This is a genomic window from Exiguobacterium sp. s28 (genome assembly GCF_018618135.1).
In the GTDB taxonomy this organism is placed as follows: Bacteria; Bacillota; Bacilli; order Exiguobacteriales; family Exiguobacteriaceae; genus Exiguobacterium; species Exiguobacterium mexicanum_A.
The window spans coordinates 25,435-50,398 of record NZ_JACSLL010000012.1; the positions used below are offsets into that span (position 1 = coordinate 25,435).

Annotated in this window: 27 protein-coding genes; 24 read left to right on the forward strand and 3 right to left on the reverse strand. The window is 52.4% G+C overall.

Annotated features, from left to right (window positions below):
- Positions 1-24 precede the first annotated feature (24 nt).
- From KNP78_RS12065 to KNP78_RS12095, 7 genes are all read left to right on the forward strand, one after another.
- Entirely contained in the window at positions 25-210 is a 186-nt protein-coding gene (locus KNP78_RS12065) for a YpmA family protein (protein ID WP_016509977.1), read from the forward strand.
- 17 nt (positions 211-227) lie between these two features.
- A complete protein-coding gene (locus KNP78_RS12070; RefSeq protein WP_235420184.1) occupies positions 228-686 on the forward strand; it encodes a hypothetical protein in 459 nt (152 codons plus the stop codon).
- A gap of 21 nt (positions 687-707) precedes the next feature.
- Positions 708-1,895 carry a pyridoxal phosphate-dependent aminotransferase gene (locus KNP78_RS12075; RefSeq protein ID WP_034777347.1) on the forward strand — a complete coding sequence of 396 codons (1,188 nt, stop codon included), beginning with the start codon at positions 708-710 and terminating at the stop codon, positions 1,893-1,895.
- 20 nt (positions 1,896-1,915) lie between these two features.
- Positions 1,916-3,217 carry an asparagine--tRNA ligase gene (gene asnS, locus KNP78_RS12080; protein ID WP_034777348.1) on the forward strand — a complete coding sequence of 434 codons (1,302 nt, stop codon included), beginning with the start codon at positions 1,916-1,918 and terminating at the stop codon, positions 3,215-3,217.
- Positions 3,218-3,276: 59 nt separating this feature from the next.
- The gene (locus KNP78_RS12085; RefSeq protein WP_034777350.1) at positions 3,277-3,864 is read left to right on the forward strand and encodes a DnaD domain-containing protein; all 588 of its coding nucleotides are present in this window, start codon (positions 3,277-3,279) and stop codon (positions 3,862-3,864) included.
- Positions 3,864-4,526: an endonuclease III gene (gene nth / locus KNP78_RS12090; RefSeq protein WP_034777352.1), complete on the forward strand. Its 663-nt coding sequence runs from the start codon at positions 3,864-3,866 to the stop codon at positions 4,524-4,526. The genes KNP78_RS12085 and nth overlap by 1 nt, the downstream gene beginning before the upstream one ends.
- Positions 4,527-4,630: 104 nt before the next feature.
- Positions 4,631-5,851, forward strand: coding sequence for an MFS transporter (locus KNP78_RS12095; RefSeq protein WP_214824550.1), 1,221 nt, complete (start codon positions 4,631-4,633; stop codon positions 5,849-5,851).
- A gap of 40 nt (positions 5,852-5,891) precedes the next feature.
- Here KNP78_RS12095 and KNP78_RS12100 read toward each other — a convergent pair whose 3' ends face one another.
- On the reverse strand, positions 5,892-6,743 hold the full coding sequence (locus KNP78_RS12100; RefSeq protein ID WP_034777355.1) for a DUF3800 domain-containing protein: 852 nt from the start codon (positions 6,741-6,743) through the stop codon (positions 5,892-5,894).
- 352 nt (positions 6,744-7,095) lie between these two features.
- Between KNP78_RS12100 and recU the strand changes: the two genes are divergently transcribed.
- From recU to KNP78_RS12140, 8 genes are all read left to right on the forward strand, one after another.
- Positions 7,096-7,692: a Holliday junction resolvase RecU gene (recU, locus tag KNP78_RS12105; RefSeq protein ID WP_084592793.1), complete on the forward strand. Its 597-nt coding sequence runs from the start codon at positions 7,096-7,098 to the stop codon at positions 7,690-7,692.
- A gap of 21 nt (positions 7,693-7,713) precedes the next feature.
- The gene (locus KNP78_RS12110) at positions 7,714-10,341 is read left to right on the forward strand and encodes a transglycosylase domain-containing protein (protein WP_214824553.1); all 2,628 of its coding nucleotides are present in this window, start codon (positions 7,714-7,716) and stop codon (positions 10,339-10,341) included.
- A gap of 89 nt (positions 10,342-10,430) precedes the next feature.
- Positions 10,431-10,991 (forward strand): hypothetical protein, encoded by a 561-nt coding sequence (locus KNP78_RS12115; protein ID WP_251128543.1) that lies wholly within the window; start codon positions 10,431-10,433, stop codon positions 10,989-10,991.
- Positions 10,992-11,005: 14 nt separating this feature from the next.
- Complete coding sequence (locus tag KNP78_RS12120) at positions 11,006-13,255, forward strand: DEAD/DEAH box helicase (RefSeq protein WP_214752781.1); 2,250 nt, start codon at positions 11,006-11,008, stop codon at positions 13,253-13,255.
- The gene (locus tag KNP78_RS12125) at positions 13,252-14,409 is read left to right on the forward strand and encodes a ribonuclease H-like domain-containing protein (RefSeq protein ID WP_214752782.1); all 1,158 of its coding nucleotides are present in this window, start codon (positions 13,252-13,254) and stop codon (positions 14,407-14,409) included. Before KNP78_RS12120 ends, KNP78_RS12125 begins: the two co-directional genes overlap by 4 nt.
- Positions 14,406-14,951 carry an SLOG family protein gene (locus KNP78_RS12130; RefSeq protein ID WP_034777364.1) on the forward strand — a complete coding sequence of 182 codons (546 nt, stop codon included), beginning with the start codon at positions 14,406-14,408 and terminating at the stop codon, positions 14,949-14,951. The genes KNP78_RS12125 and KNP78_RS12130 overlap by 4 nt, the downstream gene beginning before the upstream one ends.
- Before the next feature lie 5 nt (positions 14,952-14,956).
- Positions 14,957-15,253 (forward strand): cell division regulator GpsB, encoded by a 297-nt coding sequence (gene gpsB, locus KNP78_RS12135; RefSeq protein ID WP_034777365.1) that lies wholly within the window; start codon positions 14,957-14,959, stop codon positions 15,251-15,253.
- Positions 15,254-15,271: 18 nt separating this feature from the next.
- Complete coding sequence (locus KNP78_RS12140; RefSeq protein ID WP_214752784.1) at positions 15,272-15,847, forward strand: NERD domain-containing protein; 576 nt, start codon at positions 15,272-15,274, stop codon at positions 15,845-15,847.
- 28 nt (positions 15,848-15,875) lie between these two features.
- Here the strand turns inward: KNP78_RS12140 and KNP78_RS12145 are convergent, their stop codons facing one another.
- Positions 15,876-16,169: a hypothetical protein gene (locus KNP78_RS12145; RefSeq protein ID WP_235420186.1), complete on the reverse strand. Its 294-nt coding sequence runs from the start codon at positions 16,167-16,169 to the stop codon at positions 15,876-15,878.
- A 95-nt stretch (positions 16,170-16,264) separates the two neighbouring features.
- Here KNP78_RS12145 and KNP78_RS12150 point away from each other — a divergent pair, with 95 nt between their 5' ends.
- Positions 16,265-16,513, forward strand: a complete 249-nt coding sequence (locus KNP78_RS12150; protein WP_034779838.1) for a hypothetical protein — start codon at positions 16,265-16,267, stop codon at positions 16,511-16,513.
- 33 nt (positions 16,514-16,546) lie between these two features.
- Here KNP78_RS12150 and KNP78_RS12155 read toward each other — a convergent pair whose 3' ends face one another.
- Positions 16,547-18,085 (reverse strand): FAD-dependent monooxygenase, encoded by a 1,539-nt coding sequence (locus tag KNP78_RS12155; protein WP_353048147.1) that lies wholly within the window; start codon positions 18,083-18,085, stop codon positions 16,547-16,549.
- A 104-nt stretch (positions 18,086-18,189) separates the two neighbouring features.
- Here KNP78_RS12155 and KNP78_RS12160 point away from each other — a divergent pair, with 104 nt between their 5' ends.
- The 8 genes from KNP78_RS12160 (at position 18,190) to KNP78_RS12195 (ending at position 24,960) form a co-directional block, all read left to right on the forward strand.
- Positions 18,190-18,816, forward strand: coding sequence for an NUDIX hydrolase (locus KNP78_RS12160; RefSeq protein ID WP_214752788.1), 627 nt, complete (start codon positions 18,190-18,192; stop codon positions 18,814-18,816).
- A 41-nt stretch (positions 18,817-18,857) separates the two neighbouring features.
- The gene (locus tag KNP78_RS12165) at positions 18,858-19,058 is read left to right on the forward strand and encodes a DUF2187 family protein (RefSeq protein ID WP_021067243.1); all 201 of its coding nucleotides are present in this window, start codon (positions 18,858-18,860) and stop codon (positions 19,056-19,058) included.
- A 17-nt stretch (positions 19,059-19,075) separates the two neighbouring features.
- A complete protein-coding gene (locus KNP78_RS12170; protein ID WP_214752790.1) occupies positions 19,076-20,266 on the forward strand; it encodes a DUF2157 domain-containing protein in 1,191 nt (396 codons plus the stop codon).
- Positions 20,263-20,727, forward strand: coding sequence for a GDYXXLXY domain-containing protein (locus tag KNP78_RS12175; RefSeq protein ID WP_034777369.1), 465 nt, complete (start codon positions 20,263-20,265; stop codon positions 20,725-20,727). The genes KNP78_RS12170 and KNP78_RS12175 overlap by 4 nt, the downstream gene beginning before the upstream one ends.
- A 223-nt stretch (positions 20,728-20,950) precedes the next feature.
- On the forward strand, positions 20,951-21,694 hold the full coding sequence (locus tag KNP78_RS12180) for a 3D domain-containing protein (protein ID WP_214752792.1): 744 nt from the start codon (positions 20,951-20,953) through the stop codon (positions 21,692-21,694).
- A gap of 158 nt (positions 21,695-21,852) precedes the next feature.
- Positions 21,853-22,587, forward strand: coding sequence for an ABC transporter ATP-binding protein (locus KNP78_RS12185; protein WP_214752794.1), 735 nt, complete (start codon positions 21,853-21,855; stop codon positions 22,585-22,587).
- Positions 22,580-24,085 carry an ABC transporter permease/substrate-binding protein gene (locus tag KNP78_RS12190; RefSeq protein WP_034777372.1) on the forward strand — a complete coding sequence of 502 codons (1,506 nt, stop codon included), beginning with the start codon at positions 22,580-22,582 and terminating at the stop codon, positions 24,083-24,085. Before KNP78_RS12185 ends, KNP78_RS12190 begins: the two co-directional genes overlap by 8 nt.
- A complete protein-coding gene (locus KNP78_RS12195; RefSeq protein WP_034777373.1) occupies positions 24,082-24,960 on the forward strand; it encodes a diacylglycerol/lipid kinase family protein in 879 nt (292 codons plus the stop codon). The genes KNP78_RS12190 and KNP78_RS12195 overlap by 4 nt, the downstream gene beginning before the upstream one ends.
- Positions 24,961-24,964: the final 4 nt, after the last annotated feature.

Here is a 24,964-nt window from a genome sequence, read left to right on the forward strand (position 1 = left end):
GTGTTTTTTGAAGGAGGAGTAATCATGAATTCGAATATTGAGACGTTGGCGACGGTTCGAATCGAGCCGACGGCAGACGTCTACAAAATCGTCGACTTGTTGAATCGTACGTTGAAGAGCCAAGATTTAATGTTCGGTCTTGCTTTAGAGAAAAAAGTGAATGATCCGAAGAAAGAAGAGATGGTGTTCACCATCTATCGGACGGAATGACACGGAAGACAAAAGTAGTGATTGCGTTCATGACGGCACTCATCGGTGTCGTCATCGTATTTAGTGGCATTTATTGGTTCACGGTCGGCCACACCGAGCGGACGAAAGAGAAAATGATCGAGGAAGCGCGTGAGCGACTCGTCGACGAGCAACCGTCCGTCTCGATTGAACGGGCCGAACTGTTTAACGGGACAGAACCGTATGTCGTCTTCGAGGAGACGGATCGGGTCCAGTTCGTGCCGGTCGACGACAAGTTGCCAATCGAGACACGGGATATCGCAACGGTCGATTCAGAACAAATCTGTGCCGATTCGGTCGCAGAGACCGGCGGTACGCTCGTCAGCTGTAAATATGGCTTCGATGAACGGGCATTGATCGAAGTCGTGACAAAAGCGGGCACGTCTTACACGTACTCGTACTATACGCTCCAAGCGGGCGAATTCATTCGACGGGTCCAATTGACGGACTCGCCTTGACGAAACTAGAGGGGGATCTCAATGGAACATCTATTGGCACAACGTGTAAAGCAGTTGACACCTTCAACGACACTCGCCATCACGGCGAAAGCGAAAGCGTTAAAAGCGTCGGGTCAAGACGTGATCGGGCTAGGGGCCGGTGAGCCGGACTTCAATACGCCTGAACGCATCATCGAGGCAGCCTGTCAGGCTGCACGCGATGGCGACACGAAGTATACCCCATCTGGCGGGACGGTCGCACTCAAAGACGCGATCATCGAAAAGACGAAACGCGACAGCAACTTAACGTTCACACGTCCAGAGGTCATGGTCGCTTCCGGTGCGAAACACGCCCTCTATGCGCTGTTCCAAGCGATTTTAGATGAAGGGGACGAGGTCATCATCCCGGTACCATATTGGGTCAGTTATCCGGAGCAAGTGAAGCTGGCTGACGGAGTTCCGGTCTACGTCGACACGAACGAGACGACGATGTTCAAACTGACGCCGGAGCTGCTCGAGGCGGCTATCACGGATCGTACGAAGGCGGTCATCTTGAACAGCCCATCGAACCCGACCGGCATGATTTATACAGAATCTGAACTTTCGGCGCTTGCGGACGTCGTCAAACGGCACGATCTGCTCGTCGTCAGTGACGAGATTTATGAGAAACTCGTTTACGGTGAGGCGGAGTTCGTCTCCATCGCGACGCTTCCTGACATGCGGGAACGGACGATTATCATCAACGGTGTCTCAAAGTCGCATGCGATGACGGGATGGCGCATCGGCTATGCAGTCGGTGACAAGACGATCATCGAGGCGATGACGAACCTCGCGTCGCACTCGACATCGAACCCGACGTCGATCGCGCAAGCTGCGGCGGTCGAAGCCTACAATGGGCCACAAGATGACGTCGAGATGATGCGTGTCTCGTTTGCTGAACGACTCGAGATCGTCTATGAACGACTCATTGCGATTCCAGGAATCACATGCTTGAAGCCACAAGGCGCATTTTACTTATATGCCAACGCCAAAGAAGCGGCCACGATGAGCGGTTACGACTCGGTCGATGCGTGGTGCGAGGCCGTCCTCGGTGAAGCGTACGTCGCGCTCGTCCCGGGTTCAGGTTTTGGTCAGGACGACTACGTCCGCTTGTCATATGCAACAGAATTAAAACGAGTACTAGAAGCGCTCGATCGAGTGGAAGACTTCATTACACGTAACGCTCGATAAGCGAAAGGATGGATATGAACATGACAACTATTTCAATCAGCCAATTTAAAGACTATGAAGGCCAGACGGTCCGGGTCGGAGCTTGGATCGCCAACAAACGTTCGAGCGGAAAGATCGCGTTCCTTCAACTTCGTGACGGGAGCGGCTTCGCCCAAGCGGTCGTCGTCAAAGCCGATGTGGCCGAAGATTTGTTTGCCCTCGCCAAAGGCGTGACACAAGAAACATCGGTCTGGGTGACCGGTACCGTCAAATCGGACGGTGGTCGCACGCCGCTCGGGTTCGAACTCGAGGTGACAGATATGGAAGTGATCGCGGAATCCGTCGACTATCCGATCACACCGAAAGAGCACGGGACAGAGTTCTTGATGGACAACCGTCACCTTTGGCTCCGCTCGCGTCGTCAGCACGCGATCATGAAAGTCCGTAACGAATTGATCCGGGCGACGTACGAGTTCTACAACCAAGAAGGATTCGTGAAGATCGACCCACCAATCATCACGTCGAGCGCACCGGAAGGCACGACGGAATTGTTCGAGACAGATTATTTCGGACAGCCGGCCTACTTGTCGCAAACGGGCCAACTTTATATGGAAGCCGCAGCGATGGCACTCGGGAAAGTATTCTCGTTCGGACCGACGTTCCGGGCCGAAAAATCGAAGACGCGCCGTCACTTGATCGAATTCTGGATGATCGAGCCAGAGATGGCGTTCTTCGACCACGACATGAGCCTCGAGCTCCAAGAGCGTTACGTCTCATACATCGCCAAGTCTGCACTTGAGAACTGCCGTAACGAATTGGAACTGCTCGGACGTGACTTGTCAAAACTTGAAAAAGTTCAAGCACCGTTCCCGCGCGTCCGTTATACGGATGCGATCAAGTTCTTGAAAGAGGAAGGCTTCGACGACATCGAGTACGGTGACGATTTCGGTGCACCGCACGAGACGGCCATCGCCAACGCGCATGACCTCCCGGTGTTCATCACCCATTGGCCGAAAGACATCAAACCGTTCTACATGAAAGTCGACCCGGAGAACCCGGAACTCGTCCTTTGTGCCGATTTGATCGCGCCGGAAGGTTACGGCGAAATCATCGGCGGCTCGCAGCGTGAAGACGACTACGACCGCTTGAAAGAAGAAATCATCAAAGAAGGTCTTGATGAGACGGACGCGTACGACTGGTACCTCGAACTCCGTAAATACGGGTCGGTCCCGCATTCTGGATTCGGCCTCGGCCTTGAGCGGACGGTTGCTTGGATTAGCGGTATCGAGCATATCCGCGAAGCGATCCCGTTCCCACGTCTCTTGAACCGCATTCACCCATAATCGCCGATCGGGGATGACTTTGTCTTCCCCGATTGATTTGTCTAGAAAGGATGTGCGACATGGATGCACATAATATAATCAAGCTGTTCGAACAAAATCCAGTCGTCGTTCCGAGGAAACTGTTCACCGAGGCACGTCGCCTCAACTTGACGCCGGTCGAGTTCAATCTCGTCATCCATCTGCTTGAAATGATTGGGGAAGGCATCGAGATGCCGCTTCCGAGTGAGCTCGGGGACCGGATGAACGTGGCCGAGAGCGAGGCCCGCGCCGTGTTGCTCGGCCTGCTCCAAAAAGAGTTGATCGCCATCGACGCGTCGGCCGAGGTCGAACGATACAGTCTGCTTCCATTGTTCTTGGCGCTCGAGGAAGGGGCGGCACCTGAAAAATCGGCCCATTCGTTGAATGAGAACATCATTCATACGTTTGAGCGCGAGTTCGGGACAATCACTCCATTTGAAATCGAGCAGATTGTCGGCTGGTTGACCGAGGACGGCTTCAGCGAAGAGCTGATCATGGCCGCGCTTCGGGAAGCAAAACTACGCAACGTACGGAACTTCAAATATATGGACAAGATCCTCCGGGTGTGGCAAGACCATAACGTCGAGTCGCTCGAGGACCTCGTCGATTATCAACGGAGGAAAAAGTGATGTTGACGAGAGCCCAATTGAACGAAGTGTCGGACGAGATGCGCCGTATGTTCCCGGACGCCCACTGTGAGTTGACGCACCGCAACCCGTTCGAACTGGTCGTGGCCGTGGCGTTATCGGCGCAGGCGACGGATGCACTCGTCAACAAAGTGACGCCTGGTCTGTTCGAGGCCTATCCGACCGTCGAATCGATGGCCGCGGCAGACGTCGCCGACATCGAGGCGTTAATCAAGCGTATCGGTCTCTATCGGAACAAGGCGAAAAACGTGAAGGCGCTGTCGATGCAAATCGTGGAACGTCATAACGGAATCGTTCCGTCGGACCGCGAATCGCTCGAGGCATTGCCTGGCGTCGGACGGAAGACGGCGAACGTCGTCTTGTCCGTCGCGTTTCATGAACCGGCGTTCGCCGTCGACACACACGTCGAGCGCGTCTCGAAACGGCTCGGGATTTGTCGTTGGAAAGACAACGTCCGTCAAGTCGAGGACACGCTCATGAAGAAGTTCCCGCGCGAAGAATGGTCTCAGCTCCATCATCAGTTCATCTTTTTCGGACGTTACCATTGTAAAGCGCAACGTCCTGCCTGCGAGACATGTCCGCTGTTGCACATGTGCCGCGAAGGCAAGAAACGAATGAAGTCCAAGCAAGCGACCGGACAATGAACAAGCGTCTTCCTGATTACAATGATCAGGAAGACGCTTTTTATACGCAGGGGGGTATTTTTTGGTATACTCAATCCAGTTAGCGATTGGCAAGGAGGATGTATATGGGTGAAACCCGGATTGGAATAAAAGAAAATCAAATGAACTTCATCTTGCTCGTCGTGACGAACTTTTTCGTCGGGTCGATGGTCGGCCTCGAACGGACGATCTTGCCCATCATCGGAGAAGAGGACTTCGGTCTCGTCTCGACGAGTGCGGCGCTATCGTTCATCATCAGCTTTGGATTCTCGAAGGCTGTCGTCAATTACTTCGCAGGGGCCATCGCCGATCGATTCGGGCGCAAGAAAGTGCTCGTCTTCGGCTGGGGGATCGGGTTATTCGTCCCCGTGCTCGTCATGTTGGCCCCGGCCTGGTGGATGATCATCGTGGCGAACGTCTTGCTTGGGATCAACCAAGGACTGACGTGGTCGATGACGGTCAATATGAAGATTGATTTGGCTAAACCGACGGAGCGGGGGCTCGCGGTCGGACTGAATGAATTCGCCGGTTATGTCGGTGTCGCCGTGATGGCCGCCGTCTCTGGGATGATTGCCGTCACGTACGGCAGTCGGCCGGAACCGTTTTATATCGGCGTCCTCGTCGCATTCATCGGTCTCGGGTTATCACTGTTCGTCCGCGATACGACGAATCAGGTACAGCTCCAACCGACGAGCGGGTCTGAGAAAACACGTTCTGCGAGAGACGTATTTATGACGACGACTTGGAAAGATCGCTCGCTCTCGAGTCTGACGGTGGCCGGTCTGTCGACCAATCTGAAAGACGGGATGGCATGGGGCTTGTTCCCGATTTATTTTGCCGCACAAGGGCTCAGTCTAGCTGAAGTCGGATTAATCGTGGCGGTATATCCCGCGGCGTGGGGCTTCTTCCAACTGTTCACCGGGGTATGGAGCGATCGCATCGGACGCAAAGGATTGATCGTCACCGGGATGTGGGTCCAGGCCGGTTCGCTTTGGGCGATTCTTGTCATGTCCGACTATTGGCAATGGGTGCTCGCCGCGGTCATGCTCGGCATCGGGACGGCAATGGTCTATCCGACGCTCCAAACCTCGATCAGTGACGTCGCCGAGCCGTATTGGCGCGCCTCAGCAATGGGCGTTTATCGGTTTTGGCGCGACAGCGGCTATGCGTTCGGAGCCATCTTTGCCGGGGTGTTGACCGACATATTGTCCATCGATTGGGCAATCGGGCTTGTGGCCGTCCTACCGTTCCTGGCCGGACTCAATGCGCTCGGTCGTTTGCGGGAGACACTTCCAGGTTTGCGTTAATCAAAAAACTGCCTTGCCGAAGCTTCGGCAAGGCAGTTTTTTAATGGTTCCACGGATGGTCGCTCCATTCGCGGCGTTTTTTCGTGATGGGTACTTTTTTGAATCCCCAGTTACGGAAATCTTGGTCAGGACTTTCTTTACGAATGTAAATCTTGTCCTTGATGGCTTTGAAGATCCGGTTCTCATCCCCATAATGGACGAACCGTGGTTTCACTTCGATGACGCCGCGACGTACGCGCGAGAGCGGGAGACAGACGAGGTCAGCGATTTCAAGCCCAGACTGATAGATGGTGTTCTGTTTCTCCGAGAAGATGAAACCTTTAATCTTTTGTCGGCTCTTCTCGACGTCGAGATGGACCGTCCCTGAATTGAAGATATCGAAGAACGCTTTTTGGATGAGCAAGTTTTGATAGTCGTCTCGCGACTCCAAGACGACACGGGCGCTGACCGCTTCCGTCTCTTCTAAGAATGCATAAAACGATTTCATCAAGTGGGCGAAGGCGACGACGTACGGGTCTTTCGGCGTTGAATAAAAGTCGTGAAGTTTTTGTTTATCGACCTCGACGCTGATGATCGTGCAGTTGATATCGCGTAGGAAGTCCGGCAACTTGTTCCAAAAGTCACGAAGCATATCGATCGTGATGCCATCCTCTTTTCCATACGGATGCTCGGCCTTTAAAATCTCTTTTAAATGGAGCGGGATATTCTCCGTCTTGAACACGTCGCGTTTGAAGGCATGTAACCGGCGCTTCAACTCGCATGGCATCCCGGCCTCGTCGGCATCGATTGCATATTTGTATTCCATCAATACGCCGGTGAGGTTGAACTGGGTATTTCCTTTTGGCGTGCCCGTCTCATCGACGAACATGACATACTTCTTTTGTGTTTCCATCTTACTCCTCCAACCATGGCTCAACTGTTTATCTAAGCGAGCCTGCTAATTGTTTTCCAACCTTGGTTTACATTGCTTATTGCGCACTTTTTCAAACTTACGTCAATCTGCGTTTAATCTGTCTTGATTATGGCTAATAAGTAGAAGACTTATTTCAGAAAAATAAATAGCTCTTCCGTAACAAGGTCGTGTCAATTTGACTACACAATGAACTACATACTAGTTTAACATACGGGAGTTTGGTACGATATGGATTGCGGAAAATCCACACAGGAGTCGAGCGACAGAACTCGACAATCAGACTTCAGACGGAAGGAACGGCTGGACCAACCTGTTAAACTAGAGACTAGGGGTGACGACATTGTTCCATTATCCGAACGGGAAAAAGCCGAAACCTGCGGCAACGCCGGTCCGCTCTAATCCGCAGACGTATGCGAATCGAGGCATGAACCTTGAGACGCTGCTGAACGACACGAATGAGTTTTACCGACTCCATGGACGAGCGGTCATCCATAAGAAGCCGACACCGCTGCAAATCGTGAAAGTCGATTACCCGAAACGGAGTGCGGCGAAAGTGACCGAGGCGTATTTCAAGCAAGCGTCGACGACCGATTATAACGGAGTGTATCGCGGGAAGTACATCGATTTCGAGGCGAAAGAGACGAACAATAAGACGTCATTTCCACTCGGAAACTTCCACGACCACCAAATCAACCACATGCGTGAGTGCGAGCGGCATGGAGGGGTTTGTTTTGTCATCATTCGGTTTAGCCGCTATAATACGCAATATGTGTTATCAACGGAGCAATTATTAGTTTGGTGGGAACAGCGCGAATCGGGACGGAAGTCGATTCCGCTCTCTTATATCGAGCAAGAAGCAATTGAAGTTCCAACCCGGGCGATGCCCGCCGTCGATTATTTGACGGCGATTGAGGCGTGGCTCGATTGAAATAGAAGGAGTGAAGCGTGAATGGAACGAAGTCGGATGGCACGTCGACAAGATACGACGAGCAATAAACGTAAACCAGCGGCCAAGAAGCCGAAACAAAAAACGAAGAAGTCAAAGTTTCGACGCATTTTAACGATTTTAGGGATTTTATTCATTATCGGCGTCATCGCCGGCGCCGCATACACGGCGTATGCGATCGCGACGGCACCGCCGCTCGATGAAGAGAAGTTGGTCGATACGTATCCGATCCAACTATTATCAGCTGAAGGCGAACCGCTCGAAGGAAGCGGACAAATTCGGGAGTACGTCTCCATCGATGAAATTTCAGAAGTGATGCAACAAGCGGTCATCTCAATCGAGGACCGTCGCTTCTATGAACATAACGGAATCGACTTGCGCCGTATCGGCGGCGCCGTGGTCGCGAACTTGACGGACGGCTTTGGGGCCGAAGGTGGTTCGACGATCACGCAACAGCTCGTCAAACAATCGTTCTTGTCGACCGACAAGAAATTGAAGCGGAAGCTGCAAGAACAGTGGCTCGCCATCAAACTTGAGCGCGAGTACACGAAAGAGCAGATTCTCGAGATGTACTTGAATAAGAACTATTACGGTACAGGCGGATATGGTGTCCAAACGGCATCGAAACGCTACTTCAATAAGCCGGTCTCAGAAGTGAATTACCAAGAGGCGGCCATTTTGGCGGGTCTCCCGCAACGTCCGAGTGCCTATGACCCGATCAACGGGGACCAGGAACTGACGCGTTATCGTCAAGAGCAAGTGCTCTCAGCGATGAAGCGTGACGGTCATATCACGGAAGAAGAATACAACCAGGCGCTCGACGTCGAGATCGCGGACGTCATCTCACCAGGTGAAGAAACAGAAGAAGAGACGTACACGCGCTCTATTTACGCTCGCGTCCAAGCCGAGCTCGAGGAAGACTACGGTCTCGAGCAGGCCGACATTTACGGGACGGGCTTGAAAGTGTATACGTCAATCAATAAAGATTTGCATACGAAGTTCAATAACGACATTAAGAACGATAACGTCAACCTTCCAACAAGTGAGTTCCCAGAAGATCTTCGCATGGGAGCGACCGTGTTGAACACGAAGACGGGTGAAATCGTCGCCGTTATCGACAGTGAACAAGCGAAACAAGGCGATAAGAACTATCGCGACTATTCGCGCGAAAAACGCCAAATCGGTTCGACGGCGAAGCCGTTCTTCGATTACGGCCCAGGGATTGAGAACGCACAGTGGTCGACTGGGAAAATTTTGATCGATAAAGAGTTTGACGAAAGTGAAACCTTTAAACCAGGGAACTACTATCCAGGGTTCCGCGGTGCCAACACGATGCGTTACTATTTGACGGTTTCCGGGAACACACCAGCCGTCCGTGCCTTCTATGAAGTACAGGAAGAGTTCGGTTCGGAGGCGATTGAGTCGTTCGTCGAGAACGTCGGCATCGAGCCGGCGCGTGCGGGTGACGAGATTCTGCCGGCAAACAGTCTTGGTGTAGCAGAAGCGAGCACGACACAAATGGCGGCTGCTTACGCGGCGCTCGGCACGAACGGTATGTATACGAAGCCGCACTTGATTCAAAAAATTGAATTCAATGACGGCTCGACGATCAACTCACCGATCAAAGCGAAGCAGGCGATGGAAGACTATACGGCTTACATGTTGACGGACATGCTTCGTGACGTCGTCAGCGGTTCGAACGGGACGTATGAACCAGGCGCGTTCCCGTACGACGTCGCCGGGAAGACCGGGACGACGAACGATGAAAAGGGCGAGGAGAATGATAAATGGTTTACCGGCTATACGACCGATTACTCAATTTCGGTATGGACGGCCCGTGTATCAAATGACATACCCGTATCGTTGTTTAAACCGAACTACGCCCAATATTACTTCGAGTATATGATGCAAGAAGTGACGAAAGCGACGGGTCAACCGGATCGCTTCCAGCAACCGGAATCGGTGCTCTCGCTCGGGAACGAGTTGTACGTCAAAGGAACGAAACCGAAAGACTTGCAGCCGGACAAACTCGCCGCGCCGACCGGCGCATCGATTGACTACGATGTGCCAGGCGAGACAGGTACGCTCTCGTGGTCATACGACAAGCAAGCAGTCGAAGCAGCTGGTTACCAAGGACTTTCGTTCACCGTGACGGAGACACGTCCGGACGGTAGCGAGCGTGTCGTCGGCACGACCGAAGACACGAGCATCGCCATTTCTGGCCTCGGTGAAGGGGAGACGACGTTCACGATTGTCGCCAACGCGACGAACGCGCTCGTCGGCGATCAACAGTCGAGCCCGCTCCAAACTTCCTACACGGTCGAACGGAGCGAGGAGCCTGCTGCCGAAGAGGAAGAAGAGCCAGCCACGGAAGAGACGCCTCCTGAAGAAGAAGGCGAGCAAACCGATGGTGAGAGCAACGAGAACAATGGCAATAACGAAAAAAATGAGAATAACGGAAACGACAACAACACCGAAGACGAGAACACGGAAGAACCGACCGAAGAAGAACCGACAACCGATGAGACAGACGGGGAGTCGGATTCGGAGGGGGACGTCAGCCGTCAATCGACGTCAGACTCGGATGACCGTAACAACGGCAACGGGAATGGCAACGGGGGTCGTGACTAATCTGACTCACAGGAAACAGGGCGACATCAGCGCCCTGTTTTTCTGTTTCGTTTGCTATAATGAAAAGAAAGCGAATAGGATGGTGACACATGGTACAACTCTCATTGAAACGTAAGATGAAAGTATTGTTTGTGATCGACCGACTGCAAGAGGATGATTTAGGCATCCCGTTACATGGCGTCAATGGCTTGAAGATGGGCCGATTGCTCCTCGAGGAATCGATTCCGTTCGGACGCTTGATTGATGATCAAGCCGTGGCCGAGGCCAGTGGCCATCCCTATTTGAAACGGATCGGCGTTGAGACGATGTTTCTCGGCGACGAGTCATACTACCCTGAACTTCTGCGGGGCAAGCGCCAAGCGCTCGCGACGCATGAAGATTATCATAAAGCGGTGCAGCGTTACACGAAGCATTTACAAGCGGTCCACTCGAAGTGCACGAAGCTACATACCATCGTCTTGTTCGGACGGTCGACGCAACGGTTGTTTGACGATGCGATCACGCGTCTCGAAGAAGAGAATGAGCATGTCGCCGATTCGTTCAAAGCGATGGACGTGCTCCGTTTGCCGGCCGTCCACCGGCTCGTACGCGACGAACGGATCAGCCAAGTCAAGGCTGTCGTGGAACGTCTTGCACCTTCGAAATCGTAAAGAAGGTGAACTCTATGCGGAAAAAACGTTCCGTGGAAGAAATGATTCAGACGCTCAAGACCGACCCGGGTTTCTCGGGCAACGTGACGCATTGGCACACGGTCGAGGCGAAGCCGGCCCGGTATGCGCCGATTCCAGCGAGCGTCCCGCCAGATCTCGTCCGGGTGCTCCATGGCCGCGGAATCGAACAACTGTACACCCATCAGGCCGAAGCAATCGAGCAGACGTCTCGAGGCAACTCGACGGTCATCGTCACCCCGACCGCTTCCGGGAAGACGCTCTGTTACAATCTGCCGGTTTTATCGAAAATGATTGAACAACCGAATGCCCGGGCGCTCTACCTGTACCCGACGAAAGCGCTCGCCCAAGACCAAAACAGTGATTTGATGGAGATGGTCGAGGCGCTCGAAGGTGACCTCCGCTGTTTCACTTACGATGGGGACACGGCGCCAGCGGCTCGTACGAAAGTACGGGACGCCGGCAATATCGTCATCACGAATCCCGATATGCTTCACTCTGGAATCTTGCCGCATCATACGAAATGGATTCGCTTGTTCGAGAACTTGGAATATATCGTCGTCGACGAGTTGCACACGTACCGAGGGGTATTCGGTAGCCACGTCGCCAACGTGTTTCGTCGTTTGAAACGGATCTGTGCCTATTATGGGAGCCATCCGAAATGGATCATGACGTCAGCGACGATCGCCAACCCGGTCGAGCTGGCTGAACTGTTGACCGAAGAGGACGTCGTGCTTGTCGACAACAACGGGGCGCCCCAAGGGAAGAAACATTTAATTTTCTACAATCCGCCTGTCGTCAATGAGGCGCTCGGGATTCGTCGGAGCGCGACGCTCGAGACGAAGCGGATCGCCTCAAAGCTCGTCGAGGCTGACATTCAGACGATCGTCTTCGCCCGCTCACGCGTACGGGTCGAGGTATTGTTGACGTATTTACAAGAACTGACACGGCGCGAGCTCGGACCAAAATCGATCGTTGGCTATCGGGGCGGCTACTTACCGTCGGAGCGTCGTGAAATCGAGCGTCGGCTCCGTAACGGTGAGATTAAAGCTGTCGTCTCGACGAATGCGCTTGAACTCGGCGTCGATATCGGCCAGTTGCAGGCGTGTGTCTTGAACGGCTATCCGGGCACGGTCGCCTCGATGTGGCAACAAGCGGGCCGGGCCGGACGCCGTCATTCCGAGGCGCTCGTCATTTTTGTCGCCTCGTCGTCTTCGCTCGATCAACTCGTCGTCGAACAGCCCGATTTGATTTTAGACCGGTCTCCGGAAGCGGCTCGTCTCGACCCGAACAATTTAATCATTCTCGTTGACCATATGAAATGTGCCGCCTTCGAACTGCCTTTCTCAAAAGGGGAACGATTCGGCACGGTCGAGACGGAAGAAATTCTCGATTTCTTGACGGACGCCCACATCTTGCATGAACGGGCCAATAAATATTATTGGATGACGGACGCATTCCCGGCTCATGACATCTCGCTGCGGACGAGTGACCAAGAGAATGTCGTCATCGTCGACCAGACCGCGAAAAACCAGGTCATCGGTGAGATGGATACGTTCAGCGCGATGACGTTACTGCATGACGAGGCCATCTATTTACATGGGGCCGAGCAATATCAAGTCGAACGACTCGACTTTGAAGAGAAGAAAGCTTACGTCCGACGTGTCGACGTCGACTACTATACGGACGCCAATTTGGCGGTCGAACTGAAAGTGTTGGAAGAGAACAAGACGACCGGCGTGAAGACGTTTGGAGAAGTATCGGTCATCGCGATGGCGACACTATTCAAGAAAATCAAGTTCGGGACGCACGAGAATATCGGTTCCGGGCCGATTCATTTGCCGGAACGAGAACTGCACACGACGGCGACGTGGTTCACGCTCGACGAACGGTTCACCTACTCGGAGGCCGACATGGAAGACCAGCTCGAAGCGGTCAGTGATCTCTTGCGGCGGCTCGCCCCGCTCTATTTGATGTGTGACACGCTCGACTTGTTCACGACGATTCAAATGAAAGCGACCCATACGAACAAACCGACCGTCTATTTATACGACCGCTACCCAGGCGGCATCGGGCTGAGCGAGGCGCTCTATCGCGACGCCGATGAGGTCTTGGATGCAGCCATCCGTACGGTCGAGGACTGTCCGTGTGAGAGCGGCTGTCCGCGGTGCGTCGGCATGATTGGATACGGTGATTTCAAACAGCAGGTCGTCCAGCAGTTGCATGCATTGAAAGGATCGATATGAAAGCAAAACTATCACGACTCATCAAAACGAATGAACTGAAACAAACGGCCGTGACGCCGGACGACGTCGAACAAGCAAAATGGCGGGCCCGGGGTGGAGAAATCCTGACGTTCGAACAAGAGTGGTGTGTCCGCTTGAAGCAGATTTATCCGCTCGACGAGACGTACCACGACTTTACGTTCGGTTCCGCCAAAGCTTCGCTCGCGACATCGACCCATCCCTTTTTCCAAGTCGATGTCCCGTCCGAGCAGGTGTTGTTCATGGATACCGAGACGACTGGGCTCCGCGGATCGGGGACCTCAATCTTTTTGATCGGATTCGCACGTTTCCAAGACGACCATCTCGAGATGATCCAATACGTGTTGCCTCATCCCGCGTTCGAGACGGCGTTTTATTATCACTTCTTGAACGACATCGGCGACGAGGTCCGTTTCGTGACGTATAACGGAAAATCGTTCGACTGGCCCCAAATCAAGACACGGCACACGTTCGTCCGCTCGAAAGTCAAAGCGTTACCGGCCGTCGGCCATGTTGATTTGTTGCATGCCTCACGGCGATTGTTGAAACCGACGCTCGAATCGGTATCGCTCAAAGCGGTCGAGGCCCATTTCGGCCACGCCCGGACGGACGACTTGCCCGGCTTTTTGGCCCCGATGCACTATTTCCAATATGTGAAGGACCGGGAACCAGATATTTTACAGCCGGTCATCGAACACCATCATGCCGACTGTCTAAGCCTCGTCTCGCTCTACAAACGGCTCTGTCATCTCGTCGAAGCCGACGAGACGCCATTTGGTGAAGAACGGGCGCACTGGTTGAACGACCTCGGCAACGCCGAGGCGGCGCTTCAAGAGTACGAGCGGCTCGAACAGCCAACGAAGCGGGCCTTGATGCGTCAAGCGCTCCTGTTGAAGCGAACAGGCCAATTAGAACAGGCAATCCCGCTGTTCGAACAAGTCGGTACGGTCGAGGCGCTCGTCGAATTGGCGAAATACGCCGAACATCGCGAAAAAGACATCAATCGGGCCATCATCTATACCGAACAGGCCATCGCTTTGGCGGAACGGAAAGAGACGGTGCTTCGACAGACCGCTTTGACCGAGATGCGGGCGCTTCGGCACCGGATGAACCGGCTAGAAAGGAAGCAGTCATGAAAGTTGTCGCCATCACAGGATACCGGCCGCATGAACTCGGCATCTTCAAAGCCGACCATCCCGGTATCGGCATCATCAAGGAAGCGTATGAGCGAAAAATTGTCGAAGCCATCGAGCTCGGAGCCGAATGGTTCATTTTTAGTGGCACGAACGGTTGTGAATTATGGGCTGGAGAAGTATTGTTAGAGTTAAGAGAAACTTATCCAATCAAAATCGCCGTATTTCCACCTTTTTTACAGATGGAAGAGAAGTATAAGCCGTACGAGCAAGAATTGTTCATTCGTTTGCAGCTCGAGGCCGACTTTTTTGAAGCGCTGACCCAGCGTCCTTACGAGGACCCGAGCCAGTTGCGGGCAAAAACCGCCTTCTTTTTAGACAAAGCAGCAGGATTAATCACACTGTATGACGAAGAGACGGGAGGAAGCCCACGCTTTCTCGTCGAAGGGGCTAAACGAAAACACCAGATGGAGTTATTCTTGATCACACAGGAAGAATTACGCGTGATCGAAGAAGAAAAACAATGGGAACAACATTGGGAGTGAAAATGATGCAAACTGAATTAACAGCCGAAGCCATTTATAAACAAGAATTCAAGACCGCCCTTCGTGGGTACTCACAAGAAGAAGTCGACCAGTTTTTGGACGTCGTCATCCGCGATTATGAGAAGATGACGAAAGAAATCGAACGGTTGCGCCAAGAGAACGAGTCGCTCCGCCGCGGTTCGAACGAACAAGCAGAACCGGTCAAACCGGCCCAGCCTGTCGCGTCGAACTATGACATGTTGCGTCGCATCTCGAATTTAGAAAAGGCCGTCTTCGGAAAACAGGTCGGCCCGAGCGAATAAAGTGAGGAGGTGGAGAAGATGTTACAAGTATTGACGGCCGTCAAAAAAGAACCTGAGAAACGACAGACGAAAGGCTTGTTCCGCACGAAAGAAGAAGTCATCGCACCGCCGAAGTCGTACACGGACGAGATCGTCGAGATTATCCGTCACACATGCCGGTTTGATTGGATGATGATCGAACAAGTCGAGCTTGGTGAGGATGTGCTCGATTATGTATTGGTCGGCCCGAAAGGCGTCTTTTTAGTCCGCATCAATCGGACGACGTCGGCCGTCCATATGACGAACCGTGACTGTCGTCTCGAGACGTCGCTCGGTTGGAAAAACATCTATCCGCATCCGATGGAAGAGTTTGAGCGGATGACGAAGCACGTCAGGAGCGTCCTGAAGAGGCAATGCGGACAAGCAGTCCCTGTCACGGCGTTCTTAATTTTCCCTGAGACATCCCGTCTCAAGGTCGAACGCATCAAAGCCAACTGTGCTGATACGTTCGATGTGATCGATGACGTCATCGCGAAAACGAAGCTCGAGCTGTTATCGGAGGCGACAATCAAACACATCGCCTACTATTGCTCGGAGCGTCAAGTACATAAATGAAAATGGCGCTGAAGCTTCAGCGCCATTTTCATTTCAATAATTGTCGGGCTTGTTCTGCATCTTTACGATGGACGAACAAAGCGACCCGGTCGTCCAAGTTTTTTGCGAGCGGGCGGAACAGGCGCCCGGTCGGCAAGCCGTGTTCGACGCGACACGTGATGCCTTGTTCCGTCAAATACGTATAGTCGTCGAGCAGCGCCTCGCCTTGCTTGCCAAACGCCTCGCCGAAACGGACCCACTGTAAGTTGCGGACAGCGCGGATCGAGACGAGCACGACGAATGTGATGCCTAAGACGATAATCAATAGCGTTTCCAAATCCAAAGCGTTCAACCCCTTCTTTACATAATTTTAAGGGTGCAACCGCTTGAAAGCAACAACGATAGACCGGTATACTCAAAAGAAAGTGAGGGATGACGATGAAAACAACGATTCAATCGCGTCGCGAAGCCGTGACGCTGCTAGAAGACAAGCACGTGCTCTACATCCGCATCCATAACGGGCAGACCGGGATGATCAAACAAACCGAAGACGGAATCGTCGTCGCGATTCCGAATGAAGAGACGGACAAAGTCGATTTCCGCAAGTTAGAGGACATCGAAGCGTTTGAGGCGTTCTACGATTTGACGCTCTCGAAGCCAGGGACGCTTTATTATAACCAAGCGTAAACAAAGCTCCACTCATCTCGAGTGGAGCTTTTGTCATGGTGTCGGCAGCCAAGTGGACATCGTCTCTTGCAACGGTTCAGGGCGCAGGTGCCGCTGTTTATGAAGCAAATAGCCGTCTGGTCGGATGACGAGCACGCCGCGCTTCATGAACAATGATTTCGCGAGCTCGTTGCCTTGGTCGAAGAAGGGACGACTCGTCTTCGAGAGCGTGATGATTTGGAAGAACGATTGATGATCGTTCAAATAATCATAGAGTGCGGTCGCATCACGTTTATCATCGTCGAGGATGAGCACTTGGAACCGGCCGTCCGCAATCTCCGAGATTTTGGTGCGCAACCCGTCATCGGTCCGGATGATCTCGATCTCCGGGAAGATTTTGCCCTTGGTGACACGCAAAAACGGAATTCGGGAATGCCCGGGATAAGACAAGTGCAGTTGGGCGATTCGTTCCGTTATTTTTTGGTTGACCAAGTTGACGCGCGTAAAGACGTCGGCGCCGAGCGCTTGGAACGGCAAGAGGACAGGCAACGTCGTCTGTAACACCTCAGTCGCCACGTTCGTCGTCTGAAGTACGTTACGAGCCACGTGTTCACGTTCGTCGCGATACGAGGCGACGACGCGGAACGGGGCACCAGCCTTCAAATGAAGCCACAACTTCCACCCGAGGTTGAACGAGTCGGCGATGCCGGTATTCATCCCTTGTCCGCCTACGGGTGAGTTGATATGGGCGGCGTCTCCCATTAAAATGACTCGATTGTGGATGAACGAGTCGACCATACGGTTGTGGACCCGGAAGAGCGAGAACCACTCAACTTCGTCGATCTCGACATCCATATGGCTTCGCTGTTCAATCAACTTGCGCAGTTCCGACTCATTGAACGACTCGTCGCTCGCGAGGTTCCCTGTGATGCGAATCGTGTCATCCGTGAGCGGGAAAACTTCTAAGACGCCCCGGTCGGAAAAGAAAATATGCACTTCTTCGCGCGAGATGTTCCATTTGGCTTTCATATCGGCGAGCACCCACGACTCTTTGAACGATTTTCCGCTAAACGGAAGGGCGAGCATCCGGCGAATCGAACTGTTCGCCCCATCGGCCGCGACGACGTATTTGGCTTCGATCGTCCGGTTTGATGCATCTGACTCAAGGTGGGCGAGCACTCGAGACGGGTAATGTGTCAACGAGACGAGCGATTCACCGCGCTGGACGGAATGACCGTGTCCGTTTAACGCATCCTCTAAAATCGCCTCGGTCTCGTTTTGGCGTAGCAGCGTCACGAACGGGTACGGCGTGACGAGGCGAGAAAATTCAAGTTTGGCCGTCCATTGACCCGAGAAGTATAGATTGCCTTTCTCGATGGTCCGTGCCCGGCCGAGTACTTCCTTGGCGACATCGAGACGAGAGAACACTTCGATCGTTCGCGGTTGAATCCCGATGGCCCGGGAATTGTTCGACGGGGTCGTCTTACGATCAATTATTTCAAATGAGATCCCATATCTGGCTAACGTCAATCCGAGCGTGAGTCCGGTCGGGCCCGCTCCGACGATCAATACATCAACTTTTTTATCCACCACATCCACCAACTCCTATCGTTAATAATGATATTTCCGACATTTGATGCGTTTAAACGAGGAGACAACGGTGGAAGTGTAGAAACAAAGAGAACGAGGTGGAGAGAATGGACAAATCATGGATCACGGAACAACAACTACGTGACAGTTTCTCGATGGAAGAAAACTATGAACAGACGGCAGCCGTTTTGATCCCGTTGACCGAGGTCGACGGGACGTGGCACGTCGTCTTTGAAGTACGCGCCCATACAATGCGGCGTCAACCCGGAGAAATCTCATTTCCGGGCGGCCGTCTCGATCCCGGTGAGACACCGGTCGAGGCCGCTGTTCGAGAGACGAGTGAGGAGTTATTACTCGCCTTATCCGATATCGAGGTCATCGGTCGCCTGCAGCCACTCGCGACGCCGCACCGGCAACTGATCTATCCGTTCGTCGGGGTAATTCCACTGCTACCGGACGTGCACCATACGGATGAGGTCGACCATTTATTTTCAATCCCGGTCGAGACGTTGCTTTTGCTAGACCCGTTCCATGGGGAGATGGAATGGACGATGAACCCGGATCAAAATATCCCATTTGAACGGATGGCGAATGCTAAAGCGTACGAAAAACGGGTAATTAAAATGAAAGAACCTTTTTATGAACATGAAGACTACATTATTTGGGGATTGACTGGAAAAATTTTGACACAATTTATTAAACGGCTTAAAGAAAACGTATTCAAACCGATATAATTTCGTTATAATGATAGAAACAAATTTAAGATTGGAAGTGAATGGGTGTGTCTGTAGAATTCGTTGTGGGTGATATCGTCAAGTCAACTCGTGAAGGTTGGGTCGCAGAAGTGACTGCCGTATTGACCAATACGGTCATCGGGGACGTTTCCATCATGGAAGAATTTCAACAGCTTGGTCTCGAATTTGAGAAGCAAGTTTTACTGAAAAAAGATTTGGAATTGATCGAACGCGCCAGCTGACCTTTTAATCGAAAGGGATGATTCAGGTGTCCATTGACAAAAAAGTTCGTGAATGGGAAGAGGCCGGTTTACTTGATGAAGTGACCGGTCAGCGCTTGGTCGAATATGAACATAAGAAATTGGCGGTCGGTGACAAACGTGAGCACAAACCGCCTATTCTTGTGATCATCGGTTCTATTTTGCTCGCACTCAGTCTATTCAGCTTTGTCGCGGCCAATTGGCAAGCGATTCCTGACCTTGTGAAAGTCGCTATTTTCCTCGGGTTTATGGTCGGGATGTATGTGACCGCCGAACGCCTGCAAGTGAAGGCGTCACGCTATGTCACGCTGTTCCGGCTTTTAGGCGTCGCTTTCTTCGTCGCCACGATGATCGTCATCTTCTCCACTTATAATCTGTCCTCGCAAATCCCGCTCTTATTTTGGCTCTTCCTTGCCGTCGCTGTCCTGCATAAATTGATCTATAAGCATCCCATCTACACGTTCCTGGCCGCGCTCGCTGCCTTTTTGGCGGTCACGAACAGTTTTCAAGGCATCGGCATCACGTTGATCGCGTTCGGGTTCCTCGTGACCTGGGTCTGGTTCCATTACGGAGACAACGAGCTCGATCGTATCTTCGCCTGGTTCGGCTTTTATGGCCTCCTCATCACAATCGGTCAATATGCCGGCTACGAAGGACGCTTTTGGCCGCTATGGGCCCTTGCTGCCTTACATGTCCTATTCCTTATCTATCGTGAGCGGGCCCAGTGGAATTATTTGTACCTCTTCGTCGCGGCCGTCCTATCGATCGGTTATTTAATCAATGCGACGGAAGGCTGGTTGTCGCAACGAACGCCCTCGGTCATCGAGGCGACGATCCTTTCGGTCGTCCTCGTCGCCGTCTATTTACTTCACCGACGCCAGGACTTGATGTGGGTCAGTTTACTCGCTGTCATCCCGTTCTCATTATTCGAAGACTCCGGCATCTTGCTAGCGGTGCTACTTGAAGTGGTCGCACTCGCCTATCTCGTCTATCAAGACCACAATCGCAAACCGATCGTGCTTGCTTTCATTTATTTCTTGCTCGTCCAAATGACGATTTACTTCATTTACGTTTGGGATCGACTCGACATTTCGCTGTTCTTCCTCATCGGAGCATTGATCGTCTTCGCATTGTCGCTCGCTTTGTGGTGGCGCAGCCGTAGCCGTACGAGAGGGGATGCTCAGACATGAAACGATTGACGCCTTGGCTAGTGCCGGTTTTGCAAGTAGTGATCGCTGTCGGTTTTATTCTGCTCGTCTATGCGGTCTCCTGGTTCGGAGAGACGTATACGTTCAAAGCGACCTCCTATGAGCCGTACGATCCGTTCTTTGGAGACTTTGTCTATTTGGAATACGATTCGTTCGACGGCAGACAAGATGTCGAATCAGGGACGGTATATGTGTCGTTCAAAACGGGGGACGACGGTTACGCGACCATTGATCGGGTCAGTTCACGGCCGTTCTTCGGTGGCACTCGTGCCAATTACTATGACCGGCAAGTGTATATCGATGACATGAGTTCGTATCGGGTCGCCGAAGAAGAAACGTCGGCGATCGAAGGTGCGAAAACGTTCGAAGTGGATGTCGACGTGGCACCTTGGGGCATGGTTCGCCCCCATGATTTACGCTCGATTGAAGCTGAAACAGAATGACAATCAGATTACAGGTTTGTTACATGTTATGTTGTAACGAATCTGTAATTTTTTACGAAAACGGTTGGTAACACTAGGTTTATTGTAAATGTTACAGATTGTAACCAGTTCTTTCTCGATGTGTCAGAAATATTTCACTTCGTCAAAATCCCTTCTCGTGATTGAAACGACATGGTAAATTTACTCCTGTTCGTTAGATGACGAGAAAGGTGCTGACCTATTAATGCATTCCTTAAAATATATAATCGCGATTTTATTTGCCGCTGTTGGAACATTCGTGTTTGCTGCGAATGCCGATGCCGCCCAAATTGGAATCGGGACTGAACAGAAAATTGTCCAAAACCCACTTGAATTAGAACGTCAGGCCATTGAGTTGGAGCGCCAACAAGAAATCGAACGCAAGAAACGTCTTGCCGAAGAGAAACGGCTCGCTGAAGAAAAACGTTTAGCCGAAGAAAAGCGCTTGGCAGAAGAGAAAGCCAAACGTGAACAGGCCGAGCGTGAAGCGAAAGCGAAAGCAGAACGTTTGGAAGAAGAAAAGCGCGTCGCTGCCGAACAGGCACGACAAGAAGAAGCGAAACGCCAAGCCGCAGCAAAAACCGAGAAGAAGCAACAAGCGGCATCGAGTGCGACCGTGACACCGGTCTCGACACAAGGACGTGTCATTCAAGCCGAGTCAACGGCCTACACGAACGATGCAGCTGACAACGGTTCTTACGGGGGGCGCGTCTTGACGGCGACAGGCCATGACGTGACAGACTCGATTTATTATAACGGCATGCGTATCATCGCCGTCGACCCATCTGTCATCCCGCTCGGTACGGTCGTTCAAATCGACGGCATCGGCCAAGCGATCGCCCTTGATACAGGAGGACGCATTAAAGGGAACATCGTCGATTTACTCGTCGACACGAAGAGCGAGGCCATCAATTGGGGTCGTCGTCATATCACAATCACATTGCCATAATCTAAAGGTTCTCCTGCGGGGGAACCTTTTTTGTCTCGCCTCGTGGGTTGGCAGTCTTTCGACCGCGTCCCAGCACGTTTCATTGTTTAACAATCGTTGGAAACGGGCAAACTAATATTTGACTTTCATGAAAAGTTACGAGCCGAGGAGGGGTAGAGTTGATAGAATTCCAAAGTGTATCTAAGCGTTACGAAGACGGGACGTTAGCCGTCAAAGATTTGGATTTAACAGTACGAAGAGGCGAGATTTTTGTCTTGATCGGCCCATCAGGGTGTGGCAAGACGACAACCATGAAAATGGTGAATCGACTGATCGATCATACCGACGGGAAAATTTTGATTGATGGGAAAGAGATTTACCAATTCGATATTTATGAGTTACGCCGCAATATCGGTTATGTACTTCAACAAATTGCCTTATTCCCTCATTTAACGGTCGAAGAAAATATTTCTGTCGTTCCTGAACTATTGAAGTGGCCAAAGCAAAAGACGAAAGACCGCGTGACCGAACTCATGGAAATCGCCGGATTAGATCCCGTCTTGCGGGCTAAAAAGCCGACCGAGCTATCCGGTGGACAACAGCAACGCGTTGGGGTGCTCCGTGCGCTCGCGGCCGATCCTGACGTCATCTTGATGGATGAGCCGTTCTCGGCACTCGACCCAATCAGCCGGGGCCAACTCCAAGACGATATTAAACGCTTGAACGATGAACTTGGGAAAACGATTTTGTTCGTGACCCACGACATGCAGGAAGCGATGAAACTCGGAGACCGTATCGCGTTGATGCGTGACGGCGAGTTGGTCGTCGTCGGGACACCAGATGAAATCAGAGCGAGCACGGACCCGTTCGTCCTCGACTTTACACAACGCGGAAGAGGTGAGGTTGATGCTTGAGACATTCCAAAACCGACGAGGGGAACTCGTCGAGGCGCTCATCGAGCACTTGCAGCTCTCCGTCGTCTCCTTATTGATCGCGGTCTTGATTGCCGTCCCGCTCGGTATTTGGTTGACGCGCCGTAAAAAAGTGGCCGAGACCGCCATCGGTGTCACTGCCATCATTCAAACGATTCCTTCTTTGGCGCTCCTCGGACTGATGATTCCACTTGTTGGGATTGGCGCCTTGCCGGCGACGATCGCCCTCGTGTTGTACGCCTTACTCCCAATTTTACGAAACACGTTCACCGGACTGAACGAGGTCGACAAATCGCTCATCGAAGCGGCACGAGCTTGCGGCATGAAGCCGAACCAGAGCTTGATGAAAGTCGAGCTCCCGCTCGCCTTGCCGGTCATTATGGCCGGGATTCGAACGGCGATGGTCCTCATCGTCGGGACGGCGACGCTCGCTGCCCTCGTTGGAGCAGGTGGGCTCGGGACGTTGATTCTTCTAGGAATCAACCGGAATGACAACTACTTGATTTTACTCGGCGCCATCCCGGCCGCCATCCTCGCTCTCTTGTTCGATTTCTTGCTCCGACAAATGGAAGGCGCGACAGCTACGCGGAATAAGACAAAATTGATTGCTGTCTCTACCGTCTTGGCGTTAATCGTCGCGGCACCGCTCGCGCTCGGTCGCACGCAACAGACCGATCTCGTCGTCGCCGGAAAACTTGGACCAGAGCCTGAAATTTTAATGAACATGTATAAATTATTGATCGAGGAAGAGACTGATTTGACTGTTTCTGTCCGACCAAACTTTGGCGAGACGACATTCGTCTGGGGTGCGCTCCAATCTGGTGATGTCGATATTTACCCAGAATTCACAGGGACGGTACTCGCCAGTCTCGTGAAAGAGACACCGAACTCAAATGACGCTCGCGAAGTGTATGAACAGGCTCGTGATGCGCTGGCAGACGACGGCTATGCCTTGCTTGAGCCGATGCAGTTCAACAACACATATGCCATCGCCATCCCACGCGACTATGCCGAAGAGGAAGGCATCACATCGATTTCTGATTTACGAAACGTGCAAACGGACATTAAAGCCGGCTTCACGCTCGAGTTTACGGACCGGGAAGACGGATACCCTGGACTTCAGCAAGCCTACGGTCTCGACTTCCCGTCGGTCGTCTCGATGGAACAGAAACTCCGTTACCGCGCCATCGCTCGTGGTGACGTCAACCTTGTCGATGCATACGCGACGGACCCGGATATCGCCGAGAATGATTTGCTTGTCCTTGAAGATGATCAACAGTTCTTCCCGCCATATCAAGGGGCACCGTTGCTCAAGCAAGAGACATTAGACGAGCACCCTGAAATCGAGGACGCGCTCAATCAATTGGCCGGTAAAATTACAGATGAAGAAATGTCTGAACTCAACCGCCGCGTCGCGTATGGGAATGAGCGTGCTTATGACGTCGCACAAGACTTCTTGGAGCAGGAAGGTCTCCTATGAGAGCAATGATTATCTCGAATCCAACATCCGGTGCAAGTGAAACGATGCTCGGTGAGGTTGTCGGGACGGTCGAATCCTTGTATGACGAGATTCTGATTCGAAAGACGCTCGGACAAGGAGATGCTGCCCGTTTTGCCGAGGCGAGTGGGTCGTTCGAGCATTTAATCGTCATCGGTGGGGACGGGACCCTGCATGAGGTCGTCAACGGCCTCATGTCACTTCCGAAGGACGAGCGGCCGACGGTCGGCCTCGTCCCCGGTGGTACGTGCAACGACTTTGCCCGTGCGCTCGATTTACCAGTCGAACCGATTGAGGCGGCTCGGTTATTTAAGATGAGTCATGTCCAGCCCGTCGACGTCATGCGGGTCAATGATCGATATGGCCTCAATTTTATTGGGGTCGGCCTGATCGCCGACGCATCGAGACAAATCGATCCGCTTCAAAAAGAATCTCTTGGTTCCATCGGCTACTTTTTAGCGACAATCCGGCAGTTTCGTGAACTCGACCCGTTCGACGTCCGCATCGAACACGGTGGGGAGGTCGTCCATGATGGGCCGGTCAGTTTTTTGTACGTCGGAAACGGGGCATATCTTGGTACGGTACCGACAAAGTTACCGACCCAATCGTTCACCGACGGACTCGTCGAAGTCGTGCACAGCTCGGCCATCGGCTTTCCAATGATTCGGCAACTGCTTACGCAACAACTCGGACTCGAACAGTCGTCGCCGGAGTGGGTCCATCTACAGATGTCTCAACTGACCGTCCATTTGAGCGAATCACAGATCATCGACGTCGATGGGGAACATTTTGAGGCGGACCGATTACACATCGACGTCTTGCCAAGTGAACTGACATTCCTTGTGCCATCCCACTAAAAAC